Here is a 14,215-nt window from a genome sequence, read left to right on the forward strand (position 1 = left end):
AACTTCCAATCAAACTGTACAAAAGGCAGACACCAAAATTGCCACTTCACAAGATACTAAAAAAGATACAGCAGACACAAAGAGTAAGGAAGAAGCTGACAGTAAAGCTCATGAAGAAGCTAACCGTAAAGCTCAAGAAGAGGCTCAACGTAAAGCCCAGGAAGAAGCTAACCGTAAGGCTCAAGAAGAGACTCAACGTAAAGCTCAGGAAGAAGCTAACCGTAAGGCTCAAGAAGAGACTCAACGTAAAGCTCAGGAAGAAGCTAACCATAAGGCTCAAGAAGAGACTCAACGTAAAGCTCAGGAAGAAGCTAACCGTAAGGCCCAGGAAGAAGCTAACCGTAAGGCCCAGGAAGAAGCTAACCGTAAGGCCCAGGAAGAAGCTAACCGTAAGGCCCAGGAAGAAGCTTCACAAAAAAGTACTGCTGTTGTTTCCTCATCTAGTGGTAATCATAACGGTTCTAATCGGAAACCTTTCCAAAATGATCCTAGTGATGACAAAGAAGCCAATACCACTTGTAAAGGACAAATTAAAGGAAATGCCAATTCGAAAAAATACCATGTTCCTGGTGGACAATATTATGATTCTACAAAAGACAATATTGTTTGGTTCTGTTCAGAAACTGATGCTCAAGCAGCTGGTTATGTGAGATCTAAAAAATAAAGTCAATTACATTAGAAAAGGAAACACTCTATAAGCGTTTCCTTTTCTAATGTCAAAATATTATTATCCATTTATTAATAGCAAATAATAAGCTATACCCTATTAAAAGATTAAATATGAGCTGCTTTAAAAGCTTGTTGGACAGCTTGTACTTCAAATGAATTTTCACCATATAAGTTTGTTGCTATACGAATACAACTCTCTTTTAATTCTTTAAAATCAGAAATCATATTTAACTCATCTGTATTCACATAATACAAGATATTAAACATCTTATCTTTTTCCCAAATCTCTTTTCTCTCTTGCTTTTCTTTTAACTCTAACATTTCAAATTCCCCGTTATTATTTATTTCTATTCTCCAATTATCCCTATAATAATAACTTAGGTATGATTCCCTTTCCTCCTGTTGAGAAAATGTATTTTGATCAACTATTTAAGTTGAAAAAAGAGGTTATTGTTATACAAATTACAATAATACATCCTACTTGAATCTCAACAAATCTAAAATGATAGAATATTCCGTCTTGTATTGATAAATGTTATTAAATAGATTTTGATAGAGGGAATTTCTGATATGATACTAATTGCTGAATAATATCTTTGGAGAGGATGAAATTGAACAATGAATGTTCATATACAGGGGAACGAGCAAATAACTCATTTATTAAATGAATGGTATCAAGAAATTAGGGCTAGGCATGTAGACGCCGCTCAATTACTTAAACAAGAAATTGAAAACAAAATCCATGATATAGAAGAAAATCAAACGATATTATTATACTACTCACTACTAGATTTTAGACATCAATATTTAATTGATAGCTTAAGTATTTCTAAAGATAGCTTTAAACAAAGTGATGCTTACAAAACTCCTACAGACGATTTCCTTTCATACTATTATCACTTCTTTAAAGCCATTCATTCCAATGTTACCGGCAATCATAGCCTTGCAAAAATACATTACGATAAAGCTGAATACCTATTAGAAACAATTCCTGATGAGATTGAACATGCTGAATTCCATTATGAGTTGGCCATTTTCTATTGTCATACACATAAATCGATTTTATGTATTAATCATGTAATGAAGGCGAAAGATATATTTTCAAAACATCCTGGGTATGAATTGAAAGTTGCCTTCTGTAATAACCTATATGGATTAGCATGTACTCATTTAAAGGAGTGGGAATTAGCTGAGGAACACTTTATCTCGGCTATGGATACATTCCAAAAAGAAAATTTAGAATACAATATTTTGATTGTTCGTCACAATCTAGGGTTTATGTATGCTACACAGAATTTATCCGAAGTAGCATTACGTTATTTATCTGAAGTTAATCAGAAGCTACCTAGCGATTATAAAGCTGTTTTTATTGAAGCTAGGGAACATTATAAATTAGGAGAACATCAAATTGCTCAAGAATTAATAAAAAAAGGCCTGCAGCTTTCTACTCAATTGGGAATTGAAGGCTATATACATCACTTTAAGATTTTAGAAAAAATGAATCTAAATAGTTGTGCTACTGATATAGAAAAAACTGTTTTAGAAGGAATTTCTTATTTTGAACGCGAAGAACTATATGAGTATATAAATGAATATACTGAAAAGTTAGCAACCCAATTTTACAAAGAAAATAATCATAAAAAAGCCAGCTATTACTTTTATGAAGCTAGTAAGGCCAGTGAAAAAAACTTTAAAAAAGGAGCATTAAAATGAAAAAATTAGCGGTTAGCTTACTTGGTATCTTAATTGTCGTTACAGTAACTTTTGGATCAAGTTCTTCAACAAGCTCTCAAAGTACCATAAATGTTGTTAAATATTCACATGGGCATACTGGATGATGAAAGGAAGGATTCTCCCTTCCTTTTTCTTATATTTTAGAATTCAATACGTATCCCCTCCTACATTTATTTATAAAAATTTAAGAAATAAATAGTTCAAAAGATAAAATAAAAATACTATAATTAAAAACTTCCATTTGTTTCTTTTCGTTGGTTTTCCAGCATGTTGTATATAAAAAAATAAGGCAATGCCTGCCATGGTAATTAAAAAAAATTGATAATAATCCATCATCTGTAATACCACCTCCATACAAAAAATAAGAAGCCTCTTTTTAAGGAGACTTCTTATTTCTAATACAAACGACATACATAGGCTAAACATACACAATAAAGTCAGGATGATGTACTTTATTGCCTTTTTATCATAACATATAATTTATCATTTTTGTTTAATAATCCCATATAATGAAACTTTATCAACCTTAAAATGTTTCATTATAAAAAATGAATACAGATAAAATTAACAATATATTCACTTGATGCACATGGAATACGATCAAAAGATGTAGAAAGACAAGAACATCTTTTACTTTTTCATAATTGAATTTTTTAATTACAATATTTATATGTAATACAAACTGTGGAAATAAATTCGAATATCGGTTCAAACATTGATTAACTTCTTCTGAACTCATATGTGTAGCTGTATTTGCATAAAGCTGACTAAATAATCAAGTAACAGAATCGCTTGTTCCTTCTCGACGAGTCCAGATACATAAAACCGTCAAATCTTGTGCGCCATACTAACTTTTACGGTTTACCAAATCTATCTCTTATTCAAGTTGTTGAAGATGGGTATGTCTGTAGTTCTTTAGTGAACAAATGAAACTCATCCCGAATTGATGGATTCATACAAAACGCCATCCTTTCTGTATATTTCTACAAAAAGAATAGCGTTTTTTGTTTTATGGATAAACTTTTTTAGGTTAATAGCGACATGCTATAATCCCAAACCATTTGTGTAAACGATTAATATCCCCAAATGTCTACTTCAGCTGCTGAAGCAAATCCATTCTGTCCATTCGTTACTTCTATTTTTACATACTTTGCAGTAACTGGGTTAAATGTTGCTGTTTTCTTATCACTATTATTTCCCCATGTTCCTGATGATGCTTTTTCATATTTAATACCATCTACACTCGTATAAATACTGTACCCTAAAATGCGGCCGTTCTCTGATCCATCTTTTCTTGGAAGATAGTCCACTTTTGAAATTGTTTGATTTTTGTCAAGTTCCAATGTTAAATTGTATGGATATTGATTTGGTGTCCAACTGCTATGCCAAAATGTATCTGTTTTCCCATCAATTGCTTTACTAGCTGAACCACTTGCTTCCTCACTATTTGCACTTGCTTTCATTGTATTTTTAGGCAATACGTATGGTTTAACAGATGGAAAATCAGTTAGAATATCTACTTCAGCTGCTGAAGCAAATCCATTCTGTCCATTTGTTACTTCTACTTTTACATATTTTGCAGTAACAGGATCAAATGTTGCATTTTTCTTATTACTATTATTCTCCCATGTTCCTGATGATATTTTGTCATACTTAACGCCATCTACACTCGTATAAATATTGTAAGTTAAAATACGGCCATTTTCTGACCCATCTTGCCTTGGAAAATATGCTACTTGTGAAATGGTACGTGTATCGCCAAGTTCTAGTGTTAAATTGTATGGATATTGATTTGGTGTCCAACTACTATGCCAAAATGTATCTGTTTTTCCATCTATCGCCTTACTAGCTGAACCCGTTGCTTCCTCACTATTTGCACTTGCCTTCATTATTTTTTTAGATAATACAGCAAGTGGTTTAACAGGTTTAGTATCCGTCGCTTCCCATATAGGTGCAATTAATGTTGGGTTATTTAAAGCTTCTACTTTTTGTCTCGTTTCTTGGGTTGCCTTCAATCCCCACTGATCAAAAAATGGAAGTACATTTTGTTTTGCTATTTTCGATGTATTGTAAATAAAAGCTTGAATTTTATCTTCGTCTGTTTTTGGAAGTTGATCCTCTGGTATCTCACGATATAATTTGTGAAGATTTGGATAAAAATCATCCCCATATGCCAAATGAAGCTGCCAAAGCATAACAAGTTTTACAAACAGGTCATCAATATTTTTATATTCTTTATTCGTTTGTTTTAAATAAGCAAAAGCCCTATTATAATCTCCCTCTGTATCTAAACGTGTTGGTTTATCTGGATATATTTTCTTGAATGCAGCTAAAGAATATAGATTAACAGTTACTTCACCCATACCTCTTAAATCATTCCACGTCCATGGATATTGTTGTCTTGCATGTCCCGCTTCATGCATTTGTCCCCATCCAAACTCATTTACATTTAAAGTACTTTTGATTGCTTCACCAGCAGTTGTAAAGACGGCGCCATCCCAACTTGCATACATGCCCCAGCTTTGTGCATTAGGGTTTTCTACAAAGGTCCAAATACGACGAGTTGAACGATGTAAAGGATTAGGTTCTGTTTCAGATAGCCCCGATATCTTGTCTTGCGCTCGAATCATTTCATCATATTTATTTAATAGTGGTACAGGATCTTGATTTACAATATATTTATTAGCACTATCACGAGTTACAGTTAGTACTGCTCGTTCTGATTTCAATTGTACTGCATGTGCATCTGGATATTTGTTCATCATGGCAACCCAGTCTTCTTTCGTGTGTTTCCCTAATTCAAAGAAAGGAATAGGACTACCGCCTTGCGTTACCTGCACCTTAACTGTTCCTGTACTTTGAAAATTATCTAACCCTAATACACCGCCGTTTGGTGAAGAGATAGTATTAGAGCCAGGAGAAAGATCAATTTCTTTTCCCCATTCTTTATCATATTGATGTGTCCCAATAATGGCTCTAATCTTTTGCGTTCCCGATACTGTAATAGTAACCTGTTCATTAGGTTTCACGTAAATGCCTGTTGGCATATAATTTTTTTGCTCACCTCTTTTTTCTCTTTTTGCTTCATCCCAAAAACTTCCTGTACCTGGAAGGTCAAACTCTCTTTGTTCAAGTTGAGTTGCAGTTTGTGCAGTTTCAGCATGTACAGCTAAATTATTTGTCATGATAGGTGCAAATAAAGTAGTTGCTAAAATAGCGGATGTCGCAAACACCTTTATAGTTTTTTGTAATCTACCACTCTTTCTTTTGTTCATATAAATCAATCCTTTCGTTCAATTTCATTATTACTTACATACGAAATATCAGTTTTCTCACTAATTTCAAAAGTGGATTTATTAAATGTACACGTATTTTAAACAATGCTGATTATATTTTTGGATGAGTATAATAACACTTCAAATTCTTTTCCTAATTAATCTAGAGATACATTTCCTTCATTGATTTTTTAAATCACTCCTCTAAATAAGAATTTAAGATAAATGTCCTTTCCCAAAGGCCCTTTCCTAATTTTGGTATTACGAATTAAGTATAATTCGAAAATAAAATTATACAATTGAGAAAAATAATAATGTTAAAAATTTACATACGCGTAAAATTTTTAACATTTACTGAAAAATAATGTGTTATATGAGGATTAATTTAATATATTTGGTGTTAAAAAATATTTTTAATAGAGGATTGTTCATTTCCATTCAGAAAAACTCCACCTTGGTGTTTTCAAATTATGAAGTCCCCACTTTCTAGTCTTTCTACAAAAGATATAAATTTCAATCTCATTCATGATTTTTTTAATTACCCTTCCCTTCTGTTAAGAAGACTTCAAAACTTGAATAGATTACCTTATATCGCTACTTTGCGTATGCAAAATTACATACCAATCCCCATTGAAAATAATTCTCATTGTAACTATAATGGTTTCAGGGATTGGAATTTTCACTTTCGTTTCAAATCTCACAATATATTAAAGGAGGAAATACTATTATGAAAAAATTGGTTTTAGCAGGTGCACTAGGAATTGCAGTATTTTCAGGTATGAACTTACCAGGGGCTGAGGCATCAAAAGCGAGTGCAGCTACTACGAATTTAGAAATTCAAGAAGTCACAAAATACTACTCTATGAGTTCCTATGAAGTGTCTCAAAAAGAATCATTTAATCTTAAAAAAGGGGAAGAACTTACAGTCTTTGTACAAAATTCAGGGTTCCCAATTTCTTATACGGTCTTTGATGCGGATAATCAAGTAATTGGCACATTCAATGCTAATTCCCCATATGGTCGCGTATTCAAAGCACAAAAAGACGGTAATATTTCTGTACAATTTCAAGCAGGTGTAAATTCTACGTACATGAAGAAGATGAATTTTACAGCTAAATTTGCTGTTTCTAAACTTAACCAATAATAAAAAATGTAACGACCCTCTTTAAAAACAAATTAAAAAGGTATATCCCTTTAATGGGATATACCTTTAGTTTTAGTGAATTTTATATTGACCAGATAGCTGCTCTTGCGCCATACGAACTAAACGTTTCGTAATCTCTCCACCTACTGAACCATTTGCTCGTGCAGTTGAATCCGGTCCAAGTGTAACACCAAACTCCTGAGCAATTTCATATTTCATTTGCTCAATTGCACTTGCTGCAGCTGCTATTAAGATTTCGTTTGAACTATTATTTTCGCGAATTTGCATTTTTTTAACACCTCCGTTGAATTTGGTAATATCATGCTCTATTTCCAACAAAATATACAAAAAATTATTCGTTTAGCTATTGTACTTATATACTTAAGCTTTCATCCCTTATATGGGAATAAATAAAGGTATAGGTCATACCCTATACCTATACCTTTACCTTCTTCTATCCTACTTACTTTTAAATTCCCCTATTAACTCCTGTAACTCTTGGGAGAGCCACTTTAAAGAATTTGCTAACTCTGCAATATCTTGTACATACAGTTCTTGCTCCTTCATACTTGTCTCCACATTACTACTGCTATTCACATATGTATTTGCAATGTGTGATAATTCATTTACAAACTGAACAATAGTTTGATTATCTTTTAGAATGTCACTTGAATTATTCGAAGTCGCTTTAATTTGATTTGTAACAGATTGTGCAGATTCTGAAATCTTTTCAAAGAAAGCACCACTACTTTGAACTAGTGTTATTCCTAATTCTACTTCCTTTGAACTCTTCTGTATGGATCTTACAGCTCTCTCTGCTTCAGCCTGGGTTTCACCAATTAATTTAGCTATATCCCTTGCAGATGCCTCGGTTCTTTCCGCTAATATACGTACCTCGTCCGCAATACCTGAAAATTCTTCCCCCATCTCTCCAGCACATGAGGATTCGGTAGAAGCATTTAAAGCTAATGAATTTGTTTGATTTGAAATGGTTGTAATTACAGTAAGAATTTCATGAATTTCCTTAGATCGTGCTTCTAATGCATAAATACTAGAAGGTACATCCTGAACTGCATCTTGGATTTCTTTCATTTGATTCACGATTTGCTTAATCAAATCTTTTCCCTCTACAGAATGCTGTTCCATGTCTTCTGAAGTATTCTCAACTTGTTTTGCAGCTCCATTAATTTCTTTCATCTTACTTTCCATTTCTTGAACAATTCCTAAACATTTCTGCACTACATATTCATGAGAATGTGCACCTAAATTTAATCCTGTAATAGCACTTGCAATTTCTTTAAAGGCTATGCTATTTTCTTTTGTACTTACCGACAATTCCTGTGAAGATGCCGAAACCTGTTCAGCCGTCTGCCTTACTTTATCTATAATCCTATTAAACTTTTTAATAGTGTTATTAAAATAGATATTAGTTATCCCTATATCATCAAATCTTTCATTCAATTTAATACTTAAATCCCCTTCACCAACTTTACGTAACCCTTCTTGTAAATCCTTTAAAGGCGATAGTGAGTTTCGTGAGATAAATATTTGAATTGTAATTGCGATTGTTAATGAAATTATAATAAATAGTAAACCTTGTATCATAAAGTGTTTCTTTGTAAGAGGAATAATAGAAGCGTCCAAATCCGCTGCAACAATTGCAATTATATTTTTATTTTCATCTGTAACTGGCTCTAAAATTGTTACCCAGAACCCTAATTTATCTTCATACACTTCTGTCATTTGTGCCTGTTTGGTTTTCATTACTTTATTGTATGTTTTCATCCAATGAGTAGGATGCTCATAATAGTCACCTGTTTTTACAGAACCTAATTTTACAGAAACTGTATTTGTTAATTTTGTATCCAAAGCTACTAATTGTAATTCAGCTTTATCATTTAGCTTGGCTCCTGTAACATATGTTTGTTCGACACTTTTCATACCTTTTATAGATTTATCTAATTGCTCTGTCAACTTTTCTTTCTTCACTCTTTGAGCTGTGGGGTCTTTTGCTACATCTCTTACTATTTCTAGATCTAATTGATTTAATACCGCATCACCTGTTTCAAAAGACTGCCTCTCAAATATAGACATCATACTATTTTGAAACATATTAAAACTTAACGCTCCCATACTTCCAACAAGGGTCAGAATTACTAATACCGTTAGTAATACATTTTTTTGAAGCAACGATAGCTTATGCCAATATTTTTTCATTGATTTCACCTTTCTTATTTTCAACAATTCAAAAACAAAGTAGTAACATATTAAGAGGTTCTCTTTCTGTTATTAATTTAAACTTTTAAATAGCATACTGATCATTCAACCAAACGTTCCAATTTTTTTCATTTGCAATCGCATCTTTTATATGTCCAGCTGCTCCTGAAAATCTATTAAAAGGAAGACCTAATACTTCTACTACTTCATCTTTTCTATTTGTACTGATTTCTTCTAAATCGATGATATTAAAGGATTTGCCTATAATAATTGCTATAATGTTTAATAGACGACTAAGAATATTTAAAATTCCATATTTATCTCCTAAAGATTTTCAAATTAGATTTGTTGCAGTACCTTCAGCGAGGATTTTTTATAATATTGTTAGTTTTAACTAAAGATAAGAATTTTTAAGAGCCCCATCTTTAGTTATTTTTATCTTGCAGAACAATAAAATCTGAAAGTTTAATTCAATCTCCTATTTTATAACTTTTTTCCTTATTTTTCTATAACATTATAATATTTACCTGTACAATCTAAACTTGGACTCTTTTGGCCTTTACCCTTCAATTGTCTTAAATTCATATGAGTTAGCGCAGTAAGTAAATTTTTAATAAAAAACTTTTGTATTAAAAAATGCAAAAATACATACTCCTCTAAAACTATATGCACTTAAATATTCATATAGTAAAATAATCAGTACAAGCGTGTCCTATACAGCATATTTCCTTAACGGGCTTGATATTGTATTCATCATAAAATTAGTATGACCTTAATATCTCACTTAGCTCTTTAATATTTTGATGTTAACAATATAGTATTAAAACATCCCTACTTTATCGCTATACCTACATATAAGCCAAGAATCCAATTAAAGAACGATTTTCATCAACAGTAGACGAAAGCATGTCAAACAAAAAGAGACTCAATTATTTATTACTTTTTGTATAGATGTAATAAAAGATTATAGGAGAAATATATATGCTAAAAAAAATGAATAGATTTATGTTTGCTTTGCCTACCATTTCTTTTGTTTTTCTTATTTTATTAGGATCATTTTTATTCGTAATACCATTAGATCTATTCTTACCTGAAATACAAAAAAACCCAATAACAGAAGCCCCCCTTATTCTTCAAGCTTTATTAGGGGTATTAGCGGCACCTATATATGAAACAGTAATTTTTCAAGTATTTTTATTTTGGCTATTAAGTTGGATTCCTTACATTAAAAATCGCGATTACCTTATCATTTTAATAGCTTCAATTATATTTGGATTAAATCATCCATATGGAATCACTTATATAGTTGGTACAACGATAATCGGACTTTTATATAACTATGCTTATTGGGTATATAAAAAAAAGAATGAAAAATATCAGGTTACCATGTCTGCTTTTTGGGTTGTTTTTTTGATTCACTTATTACATAATTCTATTGCTTTTATAGCATCAAATTTATAAATATTTTAAAGATAATATAGATTAATGAGTTATGTTTGTACTTGTTAGAGGTAAGAGACACGATATAAGAATTAAAGAGAGGATAATTCGCTAATAATTCTAATAGTCTTGTTTCAGTTTGTTTATTTGAAGAATACAGAGAGAGGGCCCTGTCAGGTAGACAGTATTTTCAAAGTATAGCTAAGCCACCTGAGTCTATATTTGTATGGACTCAGGTTATTTAATTTCTTTTGAAATGTTTGATGGTTATAAAATTGTATATATTTGCGGACTTAACATAGATGAAGAAGTCTTTGTTATATGCATTATCCTAAAAGTTTTACTTTCGCGACATACTTTCCTTCATTTTTCTAACATCCCATCCTCTTCTTCCAATCGTTTAGTCTTAGTACCCGAACCTTTAGGTTTCATTCTACCTAAACATAACCCTTTTGTTTTCCCACGTTCTTCTTCTAGTTCTTTAATACCTAAAGTTTCGAATTATTTCATCCAACGTCTTACAATTGAATAATAAATGTCTATTTCTTTCTTAACAGTTTTATATCTTCTTTTAAGTATAAACTCATTTTCTTTTCCTTTCATTTTGTATAGCAAGTAATTCTAATTTACCCCATAGAAAAATCCCCTCCATAATAAATAGGTTAATGTGTTTTCTTTTTCCTATCTACTATGAGGGGAGAATAGCATACTAAAGATAGCTTCTTTTTTGTAAATGATCTAAGATTCTAGTGCAGTAATTAATTGCTGACGTTCTTTATCTCTAAAAATTTTAATTTCATGTTTAAATTCATAATTTCCTTCTTCAAATCTAACCCATTCCTTACTTGTCCAATATACAACATCTACATTTGCATCTAAAATTACAGAACACATGTCTACTAATTCTTCTTCGTAAAATGGCGCTTCTTTTGCTAGTTCAAAAGCTAGTACTTTTGGATCCTTACTTTTAATTTGAAGTTCCCTTGAAGTTTGCCCTAAATACTGCCATGGGGAATATAGAGATTGCACATGAACATTTCGAGTTTCTTTAAACTGTGATGGAGAATGTATTGTAGCAGCAAATGTAGGTTTGCTCACTCCTATTGTTGTACCTAAAGCAATAGAACTAATAATAAGTTTTTTAATCATTTTTTCAGCCCCTTTAATTATTTTGGATATGCTTCATTTTTATACTACGTTCATGTTCGTGTAAATGAAGTTGATTTGACATGATTCATCATTTTTTTCAAAAACTGAATATTAATTAATCGTTATAAATTTACCCAAAACAAAAAAGTTTCCATAAGGAAACTTTTTTGTTTTGGGTATACATTATATGTATAAAAATTAGTTTTGGAAATATTTACTTATTTGTTGATAAAATTGTATATAGATATTATTCTTACTATTATCTACACACATCTCATACAAAGCCTCACTACAACATAAACAAATTCATCTTATGACCGCGTTTCTTCTTACGAAATTAAGTGATTGTTTCAATAGATGGTTTGGGAATCATAAAATTACTTTCTTTCTCAGCCCTATTATTCTGTTCTTTTCCCTAAAATTCCAATATCCCCATTACTTCTTTTGTAAATAGTTTAAAATCAGTTAAATGTTTTTCAATAATTTGACGAACAATATCTAAATTTACACTTTGATAATCATGAACAGCAATATTACGAAATCCAACCATCGCCTTTAACTTATTTGCTAGATCAGCGCTAAGTAATCCTGCTGTAACCAATAAATCAAAGGCCTCTCGACTAGATTGGGGTAGTCCTAATTTTTTCCCTGCAACAATATGCATTGCTAAATCAATACTCGCTTCACAAGCTCTTTGTATATTCAATATTATTGAATCTTGTTTTGTAAAGTCCTCTAAATTTTCAGGGTCATTTCCATACACATCTTGGATTCTTTTTATACAACGCTCTATTGTAGAAATTTTATTTAAAACAACCTCATTCTTCATATATAGAACCTCTTTTCTTTATATCATCAAATACTATCTGTCGTTCTTCATTCAATTTTGAATACATTTTTAAGGTTTTCATTTCAAAAATAACCTTACGTTTTTCATCCGAACAAAATATTGTCTTTCCTGTATGTATAATCTGAGCTTGAAAAACTGTAGAAGCTTCGGATAAATCAACTAAATCAACATCCCTATGAACAATATTAGCTAACTCCTGTGCTAATAAAAAACGTTCATAGTTCCCTAAAGTTGTATCACTTAAATAAGCTATATCAATATCACTATCTTCCCGTTCTCTGTTCTCAGCTGTTGATCCAAACACAATTATCCAATAGGGATTCACCGTCTCTTGTAATTTTTCTATAATAGCTGTTATCATGCTTTGAAAAATCATTTAATTAATCCCCCTTATTATATTTGAATTTTATTATATCATAACCATTACGAAATCCATTAAGCTACAACAAATACATATACAAAATTAAAGTTTCTTAGTACTTAAAGCACCTCAAAATTGCGTGATTATCCCTGAAAAAGCAAAAGACTGACAGTAATTGTCAGTCTTTTGCTTTTGAAACTCTAAAAAAATAGGGCTATATTTCTCTTATAATGGCGTCTTTTATATGTTATTTCACCTTTAATTTTTCTTTTACTTTTGTAGGCAGTTCGCCTTCCTTAACTTCTTCCCAAGATTTCACACCTTTTTCCTCAGTGTAATATATAAGTAAAAATGCTTCTTTACGAAGATTTTTTAATGCTGTAAATTCCAGTTCCTTTTCCTTACCGTCCTTATCAAATCCAGACAATTTATATTGGTAAGTCGTATCACCATTAACATTTTTCTCTTTTAATTGTTCGCCATCCTTAGTAATTTGAACATAATATTTATCTGTACCAAGTCGGTTTAAGTTACAACCCGATAAAAACACAGTAAATACTACAAAAACACTAAATATAAGCATTATTCATTTCATATTATTCACCTCATATTTCTTCTCAAAAAAATTATATCCCAATCTCCTTATTGCCAAAATCCATTAACATTACATTTTTGTAAGATAGTCACTTTATATTCAAGCCAAGCACCCGATGGAATTCAAATCTTAGGATAAACTGTATATTTTCAGATAACAACTATACTATGTAACATGAACGAATACTATAAAATTAAAAGGATATGAATTCAAATTTCTATTGAATTCATATCCTTTTTTAATGAATAAACTATTTTGTTATGTTAATTAAAACGGTTTAAAAGTACTATTTCTATCTCTCGTTTTTCAGAAATTCTTTTTAAATCTATATACAAGCAATATTGCTCCTGAAAGAATACATAAAATAGCCCCAAACAATGATGCTTCTTTAGCTCCTGTTTTTGGTAACATAGGCTTTTCTTTTTTCAGAGATTCATCCTTTAGATTGTTTGAATCTTTCGGATCCATTGGAACATTCAGCTCTTCTACTTTTTCATATACATAAATTACTTCTGTTGTTCCCTCTACATACTTACCTTTGGCGTTTTTCGGCTTCTCTACTAACTTGTAGCCTGGAATCTCTTTTGCCTCTGTTTTATAATTATTTCCAATCTTATCTGTTGTACTTGTTACTGCAATTATTTCATTTCCTTCTTTATCTACGTACTTTGTTATTACACTGCCTTCCTTCAGCTTCGTTTTTGGCTCTTCCACCTTTTCATATACGTAGATTACCTCTGTTGTTCCCTCTACGTATTTACCTTCGGCATTTTTTGGCTTT

14 protein-coding genes are annotated in these 14,215 nt (G+C 31.3%); 5 read left to right on the forward strand and 9 right to left on the reverse strand.

Annotation, left to right across the window (positions count from 1 at the left end; genetic code table 11):
* Positions 1 to 664, forward strand: a 664-nt coding sequence (gene tolA / locus MR170_RS27250; RefSeq protein WP_242310119.1) for a cell envelope integrity protein TolA, incomplete at its 5' end; no start/stop codon positions are given.
* Between the two features lie 110 nt (positions 665 to 774).
* On the opposite strand, the gene MR170_RS27255 is transcribed toward tolA, so the two are convergent.
* Positions 775 to 1,098, reverse strand: a complete 324-nt coding sequence (locus MR170_RS27255; protein WP_338417954.1) for a M4 family metallopeptidase — start codon at positions 1,096 to 1,098, stop codon at positions 775 to 777.
* A gap of 189 nt (positions 1,099 to 1,287) precedes the next feature.
* Between MR170_RS27255 and MR170_RS27260 the strand changes: the two genes are divergently transcribed.
* Positions 1,288 to 2,382 carry a Rap family tetratricopeptide repeat protein gene (locus MR170_RS27260; RefSeq protein ID WP_043939122.1) on the forward strand — a complete coding sequence of 365 codons (1,095 nt, stop codon included), beginning with the start codon at positions 1,288 to 1,290 and terminating at the stop codon, positions 2,380 to 2,382.
* Positions 2,379 to 2,507 (forward strand): hypothetical protein, encoded by a 129-nt coding sequence (locus tag MR170_RS32340; protein ID WP_276575677.1) that lies wholly within the window; start codon positions 2,379 to 2,381, stop codon positions 2,505 to 2,507. The genes MR170_RS27260 and MR170_RS32340 overlap by 4 nt, the downstream gene beginning before the upstream one ends.
* A gap of 969 nt (positions 2,508 to 3,476) precedes the next feature.
* On the opposite strand, the gene MR170_RS27265 is transcribed toward MR170_RS32340, so the two are convergent.
* Positions 3,477 to 5,678 (reverse strand): discoidin domain-containing protein, encoded by a 2,202-nt coding sequence (locus MR170_RS27265; protein ID WP_242310122.1) that lies wholly within the window; start codon positions 5,676 to 5,678, stop codon positions 3,477 to 3,479.
* 727 nt (positions 5,679 to 6,405) lie between these two features.
* Between MR170_RS27265 and MR170_RS27270 the strand changes: the two genes are divergently transcribed.
* Positions 6,406 to 6,822 carry a hypothetical protein gene (locus tag MR170_RS27270; protein ID WP_043939126.1) on the forward strand — a complete coding sequence of 139 codons (417 nt, stop codon included), beginning with the start codon at positions 6,406 to 6,408 and terminating at the stop codon, positions 6,820 to 6,822.
* A 72-nt stretch (positions 6,823 to 6,894) separates the two neighbouring features.
* Here MR170_RS27270 and MR170_RS27275 read toward each other — a convergent pair whose 3' ends face one another.
* Positions 6,895 to 7,110 (reverse strand): alpha/beta-type small acid-soluble spore protein, encoded by a 216-nt coding sequence (locus MR170_RS27275; protein ID WP_016083127.1) that lies wholly within the window; start codon positions 7,108 to 7,110, stop codon positions 6,895 to 6,897.
* Positions 7,111 to 7,281: 171 nt separating this feature from the next.
* Positions 7,282 to 9,039 carry a methyl-accepting chemotaxis protein gene (locus tag MR170_RS27280; protein WP_242310125.1) on the reverse strand — a complete coding sequence of 586 codons (1,758 nt, stop codon included), beginning with the start codon at positions 9,037 to 9,039 and terminating at the stop codon, positions 7,282 to 7,284.
* Positions 9,040 to 10,020: 981 nt separating this feature from the next.
* Between MR170_RS27280 and MR170_RS27285 the strand changes: the two genes are divergently transcribed.
* Positions 10,021 to 10,500, forward strand: a complete 480-nt coding sequence (locus MR170_RS27285) for a CPBP family intramembrane glutamic endopeptidase (RefSeq protein ID WP_043939132.1) — start codon at positions 10,021 to 10,023, stop codon at positions 10,498 to 10,500.
* 717 nt (positions 10,501 to 11,217) lie between these two features.
* On the opposite strand, the gene MR170_RS27290 is transcribed toward MR170_RS27285, so the two are convergent.
* The 5 genes from MR170_RS27290 to MR170_RS27310 form a co-directional block, all read right to left on the reverse strand.
* On the reverse strand, positions 11,218 to 11,628 hold the full coding sequence (locus tag MR170_RS27290; RefSeq protein WP_098355872.1) for a hypothetical protein: 411 nt from the start codon (positions 11,626 to 11,628) through the stop codon (positions 11,218 to 11,220).
* A 415-nt stretch (positions 11,629 to 12,043) separates the two neighbouring features.
* The gene (gene hepT / locus MR170_RS27295; protein ID WP_242310127.1) at positions 12,044 to 12,457 is read right to left on the reverse strand and encodes a type VII toxin-antitoxin system HepT family RNase toxin; all 414 of its coding nucleotides are present in this window, start codon (positions 12,455 to 12,457) and stop codon (positions 12,044 to 12,046) included.
* Complete coding sequence (gene mntA, locus MR170_RS27300) at positions 12,447 to 12,854, reverse strand: type VII toxin-antitoxin system MntA family adenylyltransferase antitoxin (protein WP_000577223.1); 408 nt, start codon at positions 12,852 to 12,854, stop codon at positions 12,447 to 12,449. The genes hepT and mntA overlap by 11 nt, the downstream gene beginning before the upstream one ends.
* 232 nt (positions 12,855 to 13,086) lie before the next feature.
* Positions 13,087 to 13,422: a YxeA family protein gene (locus MR170_RS27305; RefSeq protein WP_105433654.1), complete on the reverse strand. Its 336-nt coding sequence runs from the start codon at positions 13,420 to 13,422 to the stop codon at positions 13,087 to 13,089.
* A gap of 318 nt (positions 13,423 to 13,740) precedes the next feature.
* A partial coding sequence (locus MR170_RS27310; protein WP_242310129.1) for a MucBP domain-containing protein occupies positions 13,741 to 14,215 on the reverse strand: 475 nt, incomplete at its 5' end.

Source organism: Bacillus cereus group sp. BfR-BA-01524 (assembly GCF_022662595.1).
GTDB lineage: Bacteria > Bacillota > Bacilli > Bacillales > Bacillaceae_G > Bacillus_A > Bacillus_A thuringiensis_S.